The organism is Sinomonas atrocyanea (genome assembly GCF_030811715.1).
In the GTDB taxonomy this organism is placed as follows: domain Bacteria; phylum Actinomycetota; class Actinomycetes; order Actinomycetales; family Micrococcaceae; genus Sinomonas; species Sinomonas atrocyanea_A.
In genome coordinates, this window is record NZ_JAUSRH010000001.1 from 455919 (window position 1) to 469751 (window position 13833).

Sequence of the window (13833 nt, forward strand, 5' to 3'; positions counted from 1 at the left end):
GCTAGTGAGCCGCCCGCGGAGCCGCAATCGGTTGCCACCATGTGCCAGCCCTCGGGTCGGTCCTAGCGGTGCGTCTCCCCGTCGCCCAGATCGAGGAGGGCGAGCTCGTCGCGGCGCGGGAGGCCCTCCCAGTCGCCGAGGTGCCCCACGGCGAAGGCCCCCAGCAGGCAGCCGCGGCGGAGCCGCCCCGCCACGTCCTCGCCGTCGAGCCTCGCCGAGAGGTAGCCGGCGGTGAATGCGTCCCCCGCCCCGACCGTGTCCACGGCCCTGACCGGGAACGCGGGGGCGTGGAGCGCGCCGTGGGGCGTGAACGCCTGCGCGCCGTCCGCGCCGAGCTTGGCCACCACCTCGCCCACGCCCGTGCCGAGGAGCTCCTCGGCGGCGGCCTCGAGCGTGGCGCCGTCGGGGGCGGCGAGCGCGAGCTCGGCCGGGGAGCCGATGACCACCTCGGCCCCCTCGATGAGCCAGGGCAGGACCTCGGCCGCCTCGTCGGTGCTCCACAGCTTCGAGCGGAAGTTGATGTCCACGGAGAACGGGACCGCGCGCCGGCGGCACCTCTCGGCCGCGTGGAGCACCGCGGCCCGGGCCACGTCCGAGAGCGCAGGGGTGATGCCGGTGAGGTGCAGCCACGCGAGGTCCCGGTCGAGGATGTGGTCCACGTCGTGCGGCGAGAGCCGGGCGCCGGCGGAGCCGCGCCGGTTGTAGAACACCCGCGAGACCTCGGGGGTGCGCGCCTCGAGGAACATGATGCCGGTGGGCCGGGAGTCGCGGCGCACGCGGGAGGCGTCGACGCGCTCGGCCGCGAGGCTGCGGAGGATGAACTCGCCCAGCTCGTCGTCGCCCAGCACGCCGCCCCACGAGGACTCGTGGCCCAGCCGGGCGAGGGCCACGGCGACGTTGAGCTCCGCCCCCGCGGCGTGCATCGTCAGGGGCCCGCCGATCGCGAGCGGACCGACCGACCTCAGCGAGACGAGGGCCTCCCCCAGGGTGACGACGGCACCGCGGCCGGACCCGCTCACGCGGCGCCTCCGGGGACGTCCGGCGCGAGGGTGGGGCTGTCGAGAGCGCTCATGCCTTCCTTTCCTTCCCGGGCCCGGTCACCATTCCGCGAACGATCCGTCCGCGTGCCGCCACACCGGCCCGCGCCACGCGTGGCCGAGCCTGTCGGCGTCGCGGACCGCCGCCTCGTCGACCTCGATGCCGAGGCCCGGGCCGGTGAGCCGCTCGATGCAGCCGTCCACGAACGCCAAGGGCCCGGTGTCCACCACATAGTCCAACACCTCGGCGCCCCGGTTGTAGTGGATGCCGATGCTCTGCTCCTGGATCAGATAGTTCGGGGTCGAGAAGCCCACCTGCAGGCACGCCGCGAGCGCGATCGGGCCGAGGGGGCAGTGCGGGGCAAGCTGGACGTCGAAGGTCTCGGCGAGCGCGGCGATCTTGCGCACCTCGGTGATGCCGCCCGCGTGGCTCAGGTCCGGCTGGGCGACGGCGATGCCGGCCTGCAGCACGGGGAGGAACTCCTGGCGGGAGTAGAGCCGCTCGCCCGTGGCGATCGGGATCGTCGTCGACTCGACCATCCGCCCGATCAGGTGGGAGTTCTCCGGCACCACCGGCTCCTCGAGGAAGAACGGGTGCAGGTCACCCAGGAGCGAGGCGGCGCGGCGCGCCGTCGCGAGGGTGAACCGGCCGTGGAAGTCCACCGCGACGTCGCGGTCCGGGCCGAGGACCTCGCGGGCGGCGGCGACGCGGCGCACGACGCCGTCGAGCTCGCCGACGCTGCCGTTCGCGGACATGCGCCCGGACGCGTTCATCTTCACGGCGGTGAGCCCTGCCTCGACCTGCGCGGCGATCGCCTCGGCCACCTCATTCGGCTCGTCCCCGCCGACCCACCCGTAGACGCGGACCCGGTCCCGCACCGGGCCGCCGAGCAGCTGGTGGACGGGGGCGCCGAAGTGCTTTCCGGCAATGTCCCAGAGCGCCTGGTCCAGGCCTGCCACGGCGCTGGCGAGGATCGGACCGCCGCGATAGAAGGAGCCCTTCGTGAGCACCTGCCAGTGGTCCTCGATCCGCAGCGGGTCCTGCCCGAGCAGGAGCTCCGAGAGCTGGTCCACGGCAGTGCGGACTGTCTCTGACCGGCCCTCGCAGGTCGCCTCGCCCCAGCCCACGATCCCGGTGTCGGTCTCGATCCGGACGAACAGCCAGCGCGGCGGCACGAGGAATGTCTCAATGCGGGCGATCTCCATGGCAAGTACGCTAGCCCCATGCGCGAACTCCAGGCGAAGATCATCGAGGAGATGGGCGTCAAGCCCGAGATCGACCCCGCGGCGGAGGTCGAGGCGCGAGTCGCCTTCCTCAAGGACTATCTGCGGGCGACCGGTTCCAAGGGCTTCGTGCTCGGCATCAGCGGGGGCCTCGACTCCTCGCTCGCGGGCCGGTTGGCCCAGCTGGCCGTCGAGTCGCTCGCGGACGAGGGCATCGAGGCGGACTTCGTGGCCGTGCGCCTGCCCCATGGTGTCCAGCACGACGAGGAGGACGCGCAGGCCGCCCTCGACTTCATCCGCCCCAAGTCCCAGCGGACCTTCAACATCAAGGCCGCTGTGGAGGGGTTCGAGTCCGAGTACGAGCGTTCCGGCCCGGACCAGCTGAGCGACTTCGTCCGCGGCAACACCAAGGCACGTGCCCGCATGATCGCCCAGTACATGATCGCCGGCGAGCGCCATCTCCTGGTCATCGGCACCGACCACGGCGCCGAGTCGGTGACGGGATTCTTCACCAAGTACGGCGACGGCGGCGCAGACATCCTCCCGCTCTTCGGGCTCGACAAGCGCCAGAACCGCGCCCTGCTGCAGCATCTCGGCGCCCCCGAGCAGGTGTGGCAGAAGATCCCTACCGCCGACCTGCTCGACCTGCAGCCTGGCCGCACCGACGAGCACGAGCTGGGGATCACCTACGAGGACATCGACAACTACCTCGAGGGGCACGAGGTCTCCGACGAGGTCGCCGAGTCCATCGAGCGCCGGTACCTCATGACGCGACACAAGCGCGCCACCCCGGTGACGCTGTTCGATTCGTGGTGGCGCGAAGGGGCCACGAGCTGGTCGAAGTAGCGCGTCGACCGTCAGATGGCAGCGAGTCGGCTGCCCACGGTGCCGACTCGCTGTGCGGTTGATAGCGTGGGCGGCGTGAAGCTTGCTACCTGGAACGTCAACTCCCTCCGTGCCCGCGCCGACCGCGTCGAGAACTGGCTCCTGCGCAGCGGCGTCGACGTGCTCGCGATCCAGGAGACCAAGTGCAAGGACGAGAACTTCCCCTGGGAGCTCTTCGAGCGCAACGGGTACGAGGTCGCGCACTTCGGGGTGAGCCAGTGGAACGGCGTGGCGATCGCCTCCCGGGTGGGGCTCGCCGACGTCGAGCGGACGTTCCCTGATCAGCCCTCGTTCGGGAAGAACGGCGAGAACGCAGCCCAGGAGGCGCGGGCCATCGCGGCCACGTGCGGCGGGGTGCGGGTCTGGAGCCTCTACATCCCCAACGGCCGTGCCCTCGACGATGAGCACATGCCGTACAAGCTCGAGTGGCTCAAAGTGCTCAATGGCCACGCCGCCGAGTGGCTCGCGCAGGACCCCGGGGCACAGATCGCCCTCGTCGGAGACTGGAACATCGCCCCCAAGGACGAGGATGTGTGGGACATCGACCTGTTCCGCACGCAGGGGTTCACGCACGTCAGCGAGCCCGAGCGGGAGGCCTTCCGGGCGTTCGAGACTTCGGGGTACACCGACGTGGTGCGCCCGTTCACTCCCGGCCCCGGGGTGTACACGTACTGGGACTACACCCAGCTGCGCTTCCCGCGGAAGGAGGGCATGCGGATCGACTTCGTCCTCGGCTCGCCGGCCTTCGCCTCCAGGGTCACGGGCGCCATGATCGACCGCGAGGAGCGCAAGGGGAAGGGCGCCTCCGACCACGCGCCCGTCGTCGTAGACGTGGCGGACCCCTCATGACCTCGCCGTCTGCGGCCGCCCGCGCCAGGAGCGGGACGGGATGAGCGCGCGGCGCGTCCGTGCGGGACGTCCGCTCGCCTCCCAGCTGCGCGTGTACGAGCCCCTCTCCTCCTTCACTGCCGAGGAGCAGGAGAGGATCCGGCGCGGGCTCTCGGAGCAGGGGCGGAACGAGCTCGACCGGGCCGAGGCCGAGGACGCGCTGCGCCGCATCGCCCGCCATTCGGGCGACCCCTTCCCCGACGGACGCGCCGAGTTCACCCGGAGCATCACAGCGGACGGCAAGACGGTCTACTGCCCGTCCCAGCTCGTCCTCCGCTCCGGGCTTGCCGCCGAGTCGGTACTCACGACGGCGCCCGCTCCCCTCGCGTCCGTCCTCCTTCCGGAGGCGGCACGGGCGCGGCACCAGGAGCGGGTGGACCGGCTCGCCGAAGAGTCCGGGACGCCGCGGATCAACACGCGCGAGTCGCTCTGGGGCATCCCCTTCAGCTGGTTCGTGCTGTTCCATGAGGGTGATCCGACGGACGTCGTCGAGGAGGACGACCATGTGGCGACGGTCCGCATCACCGCCACCTGGGCCAAGGCGATCAGTCGCGCCCGGTTCGCGGTGGCCAATCTCGCCCTCGCCGCGCCCGAGATGAATCTGCTCGATGAGCTGACGACCCTCACGGAGTGGCTCGAGGAGTTCAGCCCCGATTCAATGGTCGAGCTCGACTACGGCAGCGTGGCGGACAGGGTCTTCCCCGACGATTCTCCGACCGATGTGCTCCTCGGCATCGAGTGCCTCGCCGAGGGCGACATGACGGGCGCCGCTGCCGCCTACCGGCGCCTCGCCTCCCGGTGGATCCCGATCCGCCAGCTGGCCCGTGCGTCTTGAGGCCAGCCGGAGGACCGGTGCGGTCCTGCGTCAGCTCCCGCTGGCGTCGCTGACGTTCTGACGGGCTTCCTGGACGCGGCCCTGCACGGCATCGCCCTGGGTCTGCGCCTCGTCCTTCATGTTCTGGGCTCCGGAGGAAGCGGTGTCCTTCACCGAGGCGACGGCTTCCTGGGCCGGCTCCTTGAGGTGGTCGGCCACCTGACGGGCAGCGCCGGCGACCTCCTGCGTGAGAGGCTGCGCCTTGTCCTTGAGGGTGTCGGCCAGCTCCTGCTCCTTCTCGCTCGGCGGAATGAGCGAAGAGACGAGCAGGCCCGCGCCGAAGGCGATCAGGCCCGCGGCTAGAGGGTTCCCGCGGGTCTTGCGGACCACGCCCTGCTGCGCGTGCCCCATGGTGTCGCCCGCGCCGTGGACGGTGTCCCTGGCCGAGCCCCGTGCGTCCTCGGCAGTTCCCATGACCTTGTCCTTCATGTCCGACATCGCCCCCTTGATCTTCTCCGTCTGGCGGTGCGCTATGTGGGACGGGGTGACCTTGTCGGCCACCGCGTCCACGTCATAGCCCAGGCGCGCCCGCGTCTGCTCGATGTTCTCCCTGACTTCTTCGGGGTTCTGGCTCATCGTGGCTCCTCACTCGGCTTGAGCGACTCAGGAATCTTCTTGACGGTCTCCGCGGTGCGCGGAAGGCCCTTGGCTGCCTGCAGCTCCTTCTTGGCCCGGACCGCCAGGATGGCGGCCACGATGCCCCAGAGGACTGCGACGATCACGGCCGACCAGCCCAGGCCCACGAGGTAGTACCCGAGGGCCCACCAGAGGGCGAGGGAGAGGAAGAGCAGGACGAAGTGGCCGGCGATTCCGGCGCCGCCGTACATCCCTGCACCCTTGCCCGCGCGGGTCGCGGTCTCCCGCGCCTCGGCCTTGGCCAGCTCGAGCTCCTGGCGCACCAGGGTCGAGAGGTCGCTCGCGACGTCCTTGACGAGATTGCCCAGCGAGTTCGTCGCGGCCTTCTCCTCGGCCGGCGGTGTTGCACCGGGTCCGGGGGCGTAGCCGGGACCGCCGGCGGCCCCGGAGGATTCGTACCCGGGACTGTGGCTCACGGCAGCTCACCCCGCTCCGCCTCGCGCGGCTCCACGAGGCCGGAGGCGTGCCGGCCCGTGTACTCGTCGACCTCTTCGGGCCCGGCGGCGTAGTCCGGGTTGCCCACCGTTCCGGCGGCGTGCTCGGCGTAGCCGGTCTCCTCCGGGTACCCTTCCCGGGCGTTCTCGAGGCCCTGACCGTACCCCGCTGCCGTGCCGTAGCCCGTCTCCTCGGGGTACGCGCCAACGGGTGGGTACACCGGTCCGGTGCCTGCTCCGGCACCCGTTCCGGCGCCCGCTCCGGCCATGTAGCTGCCGTCGGTGGGGAAGCCCTCGCCCGTCGGGTATGCGGCGGTGGGGGCGCTGGGCTGGGCCGGCGCCTGAGTGGGCCTGGCCGGGACCTGGGCGGACGGGGACGGCGCCTGGCCCCCGCCGTCGGACGCGTTGGCCGCAAGCGACCGCGATAGGCGGCCGGCGAGCAGGCCGGCTCCCGCGGCAATCGCGAGGAACGCGCCGGGCCTGCGCCTCGCGTAGCCCTTGACCTCCTCGAGGAGGGAACCAGGGTCCCTGGCGTCGAGCCAGTCGGCGAAGGATCCTGCGCGCGAGGCCGCCTGGCGCACGAGGTCGGTCGCGACCCCGGATCCTTCGCTGTTGGAAGCCATCGAGTGGAGCTCGTGGTGGATGGAGCGGAGCCCCTCGGCAGCCCTCGACTGCTGGTGGGCGGCCTGCTCCATGAGTTCCTGGCGGCTCTGGTGGTACAGGTCCTTGGCCTGGTACTTCGCTTCGTGGGCAACGTTGGTGGCCTCCTGCTTGGCCACCCCTCCCACGGCTCCGGCGGACGAGGCCGCGTCGCCCGCGACCCCTTGGGCCTCGCCCTTCACCGCGTCCGTCGTCGATGGGGACTGCTGCGGCCCTCCGGGATATCCAGACAGAGATTCGCTCATGGTCTTTTCCTTTCGCGATCGTCACTCGGTCGAGTACCTGACGCATGGTCGGATACCCGATCCCGGGAAATTCACACGAAAGGCGTGGACGAAGGCGGCGCGGTGGACTCCCGGACGATGAGCCGCTGCTCGGCAACCTCGCTGTGGACTGCTCCCGCCGTGCCGCTGAGTTCGGCGAGCAGCATCTGGGTCCCGCGGCGAGCCTGCGCCCGCGGATCCTGCCATACGGTGGTGAGCCCGGCCGAGGCTCCCATCTCGTGGCCGTCGATCCCCACCACCGAGAGGTCCTCCGGCACGCGCAGGCCCAGGCGCCGCGCCTCGAAGAGCACGCCGAGGGCCATCTCATCCGAGGCACAGACGATCGCCGTGGGCCGCGGCTCGGGCAGCGCGACGAACCGGTGCAGGGCCTCGACGCCGCTCGCGACGGTGAAGTTGCCGAAGAAGGAGGCGTCCGGATGGAGCTCGAGCCCGGCGGCGTGGACGGCATCGTTGAACCCCTCCACGCGGATCTGGGGCACGGAGAAGTTCAGGTCCGAGTCGTCCTGCCCGTGCAGGAGCGCGATGTGCCGGTGGCCGAGGCCGATGAGGTGCTCGGTGATGGAGCGCGCGGCGAGGTAGTCGTCGATCCCGACGTTCGGGCACCCCGGCACCGGGCCGCCGACCACGACGAGGGGCATGTCGATCGCATGCAGGTCCTCGATCTCCTCCGGGCGCAGGAACATGCACAGGAGCAGGAGCGCGTCGATCTGCTTGTGCACCATGGCCTTGCTGAAGAGCCGCTCGCGCGGGGAGGAACGCCCGCCGAGGTTGAACAGGGAGAGGTTGTACCCGTGTCCGTGCAGTTCCTGGTCGACGCCGGCGATCGCCTTGCCGAAGAACCACCGATCGACGTACGGGGCCAGGACCCCAATGGTGCGCGTCTTGCCGCTCGCGAGCCGCGAGGCGGCCGAGGACGGCACGTAGCCCAGTTCCTTGGCCGTCGCCAGAATCTTGGCGCGGGTCTCCGGAGAGACCCGCGGCAGGCCCCGGATGGCCCGTGAGACCGTCGCCGTCGACACCCCCGCGGCGGCAGCGACGTCGTCGATCCCTACCATGTTCCCTCCCCGGGGAAGGCCGCCGCGGCGGCCCGTGAATCAGCCCTTGAACTCGTCCTTCTCGCCGCGGAGCACCCTGCGCCGCAGCTTCCACAGGCCCGCCATCGCGAGCAGGACGGCGAACAGGCCGAGCGCCCAGCCGAGCGCGGACTGGCCCGTGACTTCGAGCCAGACCGTGATGGCGAGGAGGATGAGGCCCCAGAAGGCCAGGAAGCCGATGAAGATCTCGAACTGGTCGACCACGGCCCTCCTGTGGTCGGAGGAACGGCGGTAGGCCGCCCCTCCGACGGACAGGGGATCGTGGGCGTCTGGCCTGCTCACTTGACGGCGCCGGCGGTGAGGCCGGCCACGATCTTGCGCTGGAAGACGAGCACGAGGATCACGAGCGGGACCGTGACGATGGTGCCCGCGGCCATGACGGCCGTGTAGGGCTCCTGGTGCGGCTGCGAGCCCGCGAAGTACGCGATCGCCACGGTGACGGTGCGGGTCGAGTCCGAGGACAGCTGGCTCGCGATGAGGAACTCGTTCCAGGCCGAGATGAAGGCGAGGATCGCCGTCGTGAACGTCGCGGGAGCCGCCAGCGGGAGGATGACCTTCCGGAAGGCCTGGCCCTGGGTGCACCCGTCGATGCGCGCCGACTCTTCCAGCTCCCACGGCATCTCGCGGAAGAACGAGGTCAGCGTGTACACCGTCAGTGGGAGCGTGAAGGAGATGTTCGGGACGATGAGCGCCTGGTAGGTGCCCATCCAGCCGATGTTCGTGAACAGCTGGAACAGCGGGGTCACGAGCGCCACGCCCGGGAACATCGAGGCCCCGAGGATGAAGCCCATGACGGCGAACTTGAACCGGAAGTTCAGCCGGGCGAGGGCGTAGGCGGCGAAGACGCCGACCACGAGGGCCACCACGGTGGTCACCCCCGCCACGATGAGGCTGTTGAGCAGGTTCCGGCCGAAGTGGTTGCCCAGGTTCTCATCGAACACCGTGGCGAAGTTGTCCCACGTGACGTGCGTGAAGAAGAACGTCGGATCAAAGGTGAACGCCGTGTCGCGGAAGGCCGTGACAATCATCCAGTAGGCCGGTGCGAGGCACCAGATCAGGATGACAGCGGCCGAGATGTAGGTCCGCAGCGCGGCCCAGTCGAAGCCCTTGCGGCGCGCCGGGACGGCTGCGGTCCGGGGCAGGGTTGCCGTGGCTGCCATGTCACTTCCTCCCCGAGGACGTCGCCGCGCCGACGGCATTGGCGCCGAGGAAGCGGACGAAGATGAAGGCGACGATGAAGATCACGAGGAAGGTGATCGTCGAGAGCGCCGCAGCACTATTGAATCCCTCGCGGATCTGGTCGACCACGAGGATCGAGAGGGTCGAGGTGTTGTTGGCGCCCTGCGTCATGATGTACGGCAGGTCGAACATGCGCAGGGCGTCCAACACGCGGAACAGGATCGCGACCATGAGGGCCGGCTTGACGAGCGGCAGGGTGATCTGGGTGAAGCGCTGCCAGGAGGAGGCGCCGTCGACCTTGGCCGCCTCGTAGACCTCGTCCGGGATCAGCTGCAGGCCGGCGAGGATCAGGAGCGCCATGAACGGGGTGGTCTTCCAGACGTCGGAGATGATGATGGCCCACTTGGCGGGCCACTCCGAGCCCGTCCAGAGGATCTGGGTGCCGAGCAGCTTGTTGGCAATCCCGTCGAACGCGAAGATGAAGAACCACAGCTTGGCCGTGACGGCCGTGGGGATGGCCCACGGGACGAGGACCGCGGCCCGGACGGCGCTGCGCCCGCGGAACGTCCGCGCCATGATGATGGCCATCCAGAAGCCGAGGACCGTCTCGAGGGCCACGGTCACCACCGTGAAGAAGAACGTGGTCCCGAACGAGTTCCAGAACTGGGAGCCGAGGGTCCCGGGCGGGCAGGCCTGCCCGTTGCACTGCTGGAAGAGCCAGTGGGCGTAGTTGTCGAATCCGGCCGGGCCGCCCTGCTCGAAGAAGCCCGTGGCGGGGTTCAGGCCGGCGTCCTTCTGGAAGGACATGATGATGGCGTTGACCACCGGGTAGATGATCACGACCGCCAGCAGGACCAGGGTCGGGATGAGCAGGACGGAAGCCCAGCGGCCCTGCGTCACCTGCTTCCTGTCGGCGCTCTCGCGGCCAGGCATGTGGTGGGCCTTGGAGGACCGCGCCTCGGTGCGCTCTGGGAGTTTCGTGGACATTGGATGTCTCCTGTTCCGGGGGCCGGCGGCCCGGGGGTCGGATGACTCCCGGGCCGCCAGCCGGAGAACGTGGCTACTTGGCGGCCTCGATGGCCGACTGCATGTCAGTCAATGCCTGGTCCACCGTCTTCTCCCCCTTGAGGGCGGCGTAGGCGTTGTCCTGCACGGCCTTGGTCACGGCCGGGTAGAACGGCGTGACCGGGCGCGGGACGGCGTTCTCGATCGAGGTCTTGAGCACCGGCAGGTAGGCGAGCTTGGAGGTCAGGCTCGGATCGGTGTACAGGCTTCCGAGCACCGGCGCGAGCGAGCCCTGCGTCGCGTAGAACTTTTCGGTCTCCTCGCTCGTGAGGAACTTCATGAAGTCGAGCGCCGTTGCCTTGTTCTTGGAGTAGACGCTCATCGCGACGTTGTGGCCGCCCAGCGACGAGGCGCCGGGACCGTTCTGGCCCGGAAGCGGAGCGATGCCGAACTTGTCGGCCACCTTCGAGGAGCCGTCGGTCTTGTTCACGATGTTGTACACGTAGGGCCAGTTCCGCAGGAACATGAGCTTGCCGTCCTGGAAGGCCGTACGGCTGTCCTCTTCCTTGTACGTGATGGCCTCCGCCGGGATGTTGCCGTTCTTGAAGGCATCGACGAGCTTGCTCAGGCCTGTCTTCGCCTCAGGCGAGTTCACCGAGGCCTTGCCCGAATCGTCCACGATCTTGCCGCCGAACGAGTTGATGGCCTCCGCCGCGTTCACGGTCAGGCCCTCGTACTTCTGGAACTGGCCCGCGTAGCAGCCGATGTTGTTCTGCTTCGCGATGGAGCACATGCTCATCATCTCGTCCCACGTCTTCGGCGGGTTCGGCACGAGGTCCTTGCGGTAGTAGAGCAGGCCGCCGTCCGAGGTCTGCGGCGCCGCGTAGAGGGTGCCGCCATACGTGGCCGTCTTGACCGTGGCGGGCAGCATGGCCGAGGTGTCGATGGCCGTCTTGTCCTTGAGCGGCTGCAGCCAGCCCTTCGCGGCGAACTCCGCCGTCCAGACCACGTCGACGTCCACGACGTCGTAGTTGGCATCCTTGGCCTGGAAGTGCTGCACGAGGTCGTCGTGCTGCTGGTCGGCCTGGTCCGACTGCTCCTTGAACGTGACCTTCTGGTCCGGGTGGGCCGCGTTCCACTTGTCCACGAGCGGGCGGACCACGTTCGAGTTGTCCTTGCCCTGGACGTAGGTGATCGGGCCGCGCCCGTCGAGGTTGTTGGCCGCATCCCCGCCGCCGTTGCTTCCCCCGCCCCCGCTGGATCCTCCGCTGCAGGCCGAGAGGGCCAGCACGAGTACGCTTGCCGCGGCCAGAGGAGAGGCATATCTGGAGAAGGTTCGGTTTCTCATGCTCGACTCCTGTGTCGGTCGAGGCAGCGCTCACGCTCCGCCGCCCCAGTGATTTGTGGTGGGCCTCACACTAGGGCGCATGCAAGGACTTGTGCAAGCGCTTACGCAGATCGTTTCCTCCCCGTGACCTGTCTGGCCCGCGGGACGGGTGGGACTGCTGGGAAAGACGGCGGGGGCGCCCTGGGCGTCAGTGCGCCCCCGCATCGGGGCCAGGCTGCAGGGACGGGCCTAGTCGGCCTTGTCTCCCTTGAAGATGCCGGTGATCTTCGAGCCGAACTCCTTCACGTTCTCGGTGACGCCCTCAGCCAAGTCCTTGGCGTGCTGGCCTACGTCGCCGGAGAAGAATTCCTTCACGTTCTCGGTCGTGTCAGCCGCGAACTCCTTGCCCTTCTCGACCGCGTCCGCCGCGAACTCCTTGCCCTTCTCGACGGCGGCCTCAAGGCCGTCCTTTGCTCCCTCGGTTCCGTTCCCGCTCATGTGGTTCCTCCTGTCGGGGCCGTGGTGGCCGCTTCGGTGTGGGCGGGGCTGCCCCCGCGCCTCACGCTAGGCGGACGCGCCACGGGGATTCAAGCGGCCCCGGCACCGCGCAGGGCGCTAGCGAACGCGTTCGGCGCGGCTGAATCGGGTACGGGCACCCGAGGTGATGTGCAGGAGGACGGGGACCGAGACGCCCACCACGCGCCCGAGTCTGCCCACGAGCCTCTCGACGTCCTGGGCGATCGCGGCCGGATCCGCACCCTGGCGGGCGACCAGCCGGATCCGCAGGGCAATGCGGCCCTCGAAGTCCACGGCGACGACGCTGCTGCCCAGGACGTCCTTGCGCGGTGCGAGGGCTCCCCGTACCGCCTGCTCCACTGCAGCGGCAGCGATGGTCACCCGGCCCCGCACCTCCCCCGGCGCGAAGCCCCCGTCCGGCCCTGCGCCCCCGTCGGGACCCGTCGCTGCGACCAGGTCGCTGCGCCCCTTCCCCTGCTGTGCGACCCACCACACCATGAGGAGGATGACGACGATGGCCGCCACAGTGAGCAGGAGCCACAGCCAGGAGACCCTGGTCCCCGGCACGCGGGAGCCCTCGAAGACGGTGCCCACGGACTCCGCGGCGGACGGCGCCCAGCCGTGCCACCACGACGCCGCCGCGGGCACGGCTGCCAGCAGCACGAGCAGGGCGCCGACCGCGAGGAGCCCGAGTCCGAACAGGAAGACGAGGACGCGGTTGAGGGCCCGGGGCGTGCCGTTCATGCGCCGACCACCCCGGTCCCCTCGACCCGGACCCGCAGCTGGAGGTACGGCGCCGGCCGCAGCCGTGCGAGCTCGTCCTCGGCCGCGGCGAGCACATCCTCGGCCCGCACTGGGATCCCCGAGGTGGGGCGGACATGGACGATCGCCTCCCGCTCGGTCATGACCACATTCACCTGCTCGGGGCGGACCACCGCGGCGGCCCGCGCGCGGCGCGCCAGCGCGGAAGCAAGCACCTCGTCGTCGACCACGACGGCGATCCTCCCGCCGGGCAGCGAGCGGCGCCCTCTGCGCCCCGGCCGCACGGCGACGACGGCGAGGATGAGTCCGATCATCGCGAGGACCGCGCCGACGAGCCCGAGGAGCCCGCGGTTGACCCCTGCGGGAAGCCCCGCCACGGCGCGGGCTGCCGACTCCGGATCGATGAGCCATGCGGGCTGCCCCAGAGCCTGCAGCGTCGATTCCAGGAGCCCGTACGCGCAGACGACGGCCACGACGAGGGCCACCACTCCCGCCACATACGCCCGCGACGAGCTGGTCTCCCGGCGGACCGCCGAGTCGAGCCCGTGGCCGCCGTCCTCCGACGCTGCCGGGACGCGCTGGGCCCGGGTGACGCCGCGCTCAGCCATGCAGGGCCCCCATCAAGGGGCTGAGGACGGCCGGGCGCCGTTCCATCCGCATGCCGGAGATCCGGATGTCCACGCGGGAGAGTGTTGCCCCGCTGAGGCGGGCAACGGAATCGAGGATGCGGCCCTTCGCCACCGCACAGCGCTCCCACACGCTGCCGCCCCAGACCGAGGGGTCCGCCGGCGACCCGGCGTCCGACAGGTCCGGAATCGCGATCGGCGCGACGATCCGCAGAGCCAGCAGGCCGGCGTCGTCTGACCAGTCCGCCCGGACCTCGGCGGGGCGGATGCCGAGCTCGGCCGCGGCGGCGGCCTGCGCAAGGCTCGTGAGGGCCTGCGTGCTCACCCGGTTCAGACCCGCATGGGCGCCGCCGGGAGGCCGCGAGGGCGGCGCGGGCACCGTGCCGGCTGGAGGAGGCATCT

17 protein-coding genes are annotated in these 13833 nt (G+C 70.3%); 3 read left to right on the forward strand and 14 right to left on the reverse strand.

The window, feature by feature from the left end; translation table 11 throughout:
* Positions 1 to 62: 62 nt before the first annotated feature.
* Together J2W21_RS02185 and dgoD are read right to left on the reverse strand one after the other, a co-directional pair.
* A complete protein-coding gene (locus J2W21_RS02185; RefSeq protein WP_307112864.1) occupies positions 63 to 1019 on the reverse strand; it encodes a sugar kinase in 957 nt (318 codons plus the stop codon).
* Between the two features lie 78 nt (positions 1020 to 1097).
* Entirely contained in the window at positions 1098 to 2243 is a 1146-nt protein-coding gene (gene dgoD / locus J2W21_RS02190; protein ID WP_307112865.1) for a galactonate dehydratase, read from the reverse strand.
* Positions 2244 to 2261: 18 nt separating this feature from the next.
* Between dgoD and nadE the strand changes: the two genes are divergently transcribed.
* The 3 genes from nadE (at position 2262) to J2W21_RS02205 (ending at position 4869) form a co-directional block, all read left to right on the forward strand.
* Positions 2262 to 3107: an ammonia-dependent NAD(+) synthetase gene (gene nadE / locus J2W21_RS02195; protein WP_307112866.1), complete on the forward strand. Its 846-nt coding sequence runs from the start codon at positions 2262 to 2264 to the stop codon at positions 3105 to 3107.
* Positions 3108 to 3182: 75 nt separating this feature from the next.
* Positions 3183 to 3995, forward strand: a complete 813-nt coding sequence (locus tag J2W21_RS02200) for an exodeoxyribonuclease III (protein WP_307112867.1) — start codon at positions 3183 to 3185, stop codon at positions 3993 to 3995.
* Positions 3996 to 4035: 40 nt separating this feature from the next.
* Entirely contained in the window at positions 4036 to 4869 is an 834-nt protein-coding gene (locus J2W21_RS02205) for a hypothetical protein (protein ID WP_307112868.1), read from the forward strand.
* 30 nt (positions 4870 to 4899) lie between these two features.
* Here the strand turns inward: J2W21_RS02205 and J2W21_RS02210 are convergent, their stop codons facing one another.
* The 12 genes from J2W21_RS02210 to J2W21_RS02265 form a co-directional block, all read right to left on the reverse strand.
* Positions 4900 to 5484 carry a DUF3618 domain-containing protein gene (locus J2W21_RS02210; RefSeq protein ID WP_307112869.1) on the reverse strand — a complete coding sequence of 195 codons (585 nt, stop codon included), beginning with the start codon at positions 5482 to 5484 and terminating at the stop codon, positions 4900 to 4902.
* Positions 5481 to 5852: a phage holin family protein gene (locus J2W21_RS02215; RefSeq protein ID WP_307113005.1), complete on the reverse strand. Its 372-nt coding sequence runs from the start codon at positions 5850 to 5852 to the stop codon at positions 5481 to 5483. The genes J2W21_RS02210 and J2W21_RS02215 overlap by 4 nt, the downstream gene beginning before the upstream one ends.
* Positions 5853 to 5956: 104 nt before the next feature.
* The gene (locus J2W21_RS02220) at positions 5957 to 6883 is read right to left on the reverse strand and encodes a hypothetical protein (protein WP_307112870.1); all 927 of its coding nucleotides are present in this window, start codon (positions 6881 to 6883) and stop codon (positions 5957 to 5959) included.
* Between the two features lie 71 nt (positions 6884 to 6954).
* Positions 6955 to 7977: a LacI family DNA-binding transcriptional regulator gene (locus tag J2W21_RS02225; RefSeq protein ID WP_307112871.1), complete on the reverse strand. Its 1023-nt coding sequence runs from the start codon at positions 7975 to 7977 to the stop codon at positions 6955 to 6957.
* Positions 7978 to 8016: 39 nt separating this feature from the next.
* Complete coding sequence (locus J2W21_RS02230; protein WP_307112872.1) at positions 8017 to 8298, reverse strand: hypothetical protein; 282 nt, start codon at positions 8296 to 8298, stop codon at positions 8017 to 8019.
* The gene (locus J2W21_RS02235) at positions 8295 to 9176 is read right to left on the reverse strand and encodes a carbohydrate ABC transporter permease (protein WP_307112873.1); all 882 of its coding nucleotides are present in this window, start codon (positions 9174 to 9176) and stop codon (positions 8295 to 8297) included. Before J2W21_RS02235 ends, J2W21_RS02230 begins: the two co-directional genes overlap by 4 nt.
* Before the next feature lies 1 nt (position 9177).
* Complete coding sequence (locus J2W21_RS02240; protein WP_307112874.1) at positions 9178 to 10182, reverse strand: carbohydrate ABC transporter permease; 1005 nt, start codon at positions 10180 to 10182, stop codon at positions 9178 to 9180.
* Between the two features lie 73 nt (positions 10183 to 10255).
* On the reverse strand, positions 10256 to 11548 hold the full coding sequence (locus J2W21_RS02245; protein ID WP_307112875.1) for an ABC transporter substrate-binding protein: 1293 nt from the start codon (positions 11546 to 11548) through the stop codon (positions 10256 to 10258).
* A gap of 228 nt (positions 11549 to 11776) precedes the next feature.
* Positions 11777 to 12025: a hypothetical protein gene (locus J2W21_RS02250; RefSeq protein ID WP_307112876.1), complete on the reverse strand. Its 249-nt coding sequence runs from the start codon at positions 12023 to 12025 to the stop codon at positions 11777 to 11779.
* Between the two features lie 117 nt (positions 12026 to 12142).
* Positions 12143 to 12787 carry a hypothetical protein gene (locus J2W21_RS02255; protein ID WP_307112877.1) on the reverse strand — a complete coding sequence of 215 codons (645 nt, stop codon included), beginning with the start codon at positions 12785 to 12787 and terminating at the stop codon, positions 12143 to 12145.
* Complete coding sequence (locus J2W21_RS02260) at positions 12784 to 13413, reverse strand: DUF6286 domain-containing protein (protein WP_307112878.1); 630 nt, start codon at positions 13411 to 13413, stop codon at positions 12784 to 12786. The genes J2W21_RS02255 and J2W21_RS02260 overlap by 4 nt, the downstream gene beginning before the upstream one ends.
* On the reverse strand, positions 13406 to 13831 hold the full coding sequence (locus J2W21_RS02265) for a hypothetical protein (RefSeq protein ID WP_307112879.1): 426 nt from the start codon (positions 13829 to 13831) through the stop codon (positions 13406 to 13408). The genes J2W21_RS02260 and J2W21_RS02265 overlap by 8 nt, the downstream gene beginning before the upstream one ends.
* Between the last annotated feature and the right edge of the window lie 2 nt (positions 13832 to 13833).

Bases quoted from the DNA above. Each gene is read 5' to 3' on its own strand.
- J2W21_RS02260 (WP_307112878.1), bottom strand. From the start codon at position 13,413: ATGGCTGAGCGCGGCGTCACCCGGGCCCAGCGCGTCCCGGCAGCGTCG.
- nadE (WP_307112866.1), top strand. From the start codon at position 2,262: ATGCGCGAACTCCAGGCGAAGATCATCGAGGAGATGGGCGTCAAGCCC.
- J2W21_RS02245 (WP_307112875.1), bottom strand. From the start codon at position 11,548: ATGAGAAACCGAACCTTCTCCAGATATGCCTCTCCTCTGGCCGCGGCA.
- J2W21_RS02210 (WP_307112869.1), bottom strand. From the start codon at position 5,484: ATGAGCCAGAACCCCGAAGAAGTCAGGGAGAACATCGAGCAGACGCGG.
- J2W21_RS02205 (WP_307112868.1), top strand. From the start codon at position 4,036: ATGAGCGCGCGGCGCGTCCGTGCGGGACGTCCGCTCGCCTCCCAGCTG.
- J2W21_RS02225 (WP_307112871.1), bottom strand. From the start codon at position 7,977: ATGGTAGGGATCGACGACGTCGCTGCCGCCGCGGGGGTGTCGACGGCG.
- J2W21_RS02250 (WP_307112876.1), bottom strand. From the start codon at position 12,025: ATGAGCGGGAACGGAACCGAGGGAGCAAAGGACGGCCTTGAGGCCGCC.
- J2W21_RS02265 (WP_307112879.1), bottom strand. From the start codon at position 13,831: ATGCCTCCTCCAGCCGGCACGGTGCCCGCGCCGCCCTCGCGGCCTCCC.
- J2W21_RS02235 (WP_307112873.1), bottom strand. From the start codon at position 9,176: ATGGCAGCCACGGCAACCCTGCCCCGGACCGCAGCCGTCCCGGCGCGC.
- J2W21_RS02255 (WP_307112877.1), bottom strand. From the start codon at position 12,787: ATGAACGGCACGCCCCGGGCCCTCAACCGCGTCCTCGTCTTCCTGTTC.
- dgoD (WP_307112865.1), bottom strand. From the start codon at position 2,243: ATGGAGATCGCCCGCATTGAGACATTCCTCGTGCCGCCGCGCTGGCTG.
- J2W21_RS02220 (WP_307112870.1), bottom strand. From the start codon at position 6,883: ATGAGCGAATCTCTGTCTGGATATCCCGGAGGGCCGCAGCAGTCCCCA.
- J2W21_RS02240 (WP_307112874.1), bottom strand. From the start codon at position 10,182: ATGTCCACGAAACTCCCAGAGCGCACCGAGGCGCGGTCCTCCAAGGCC.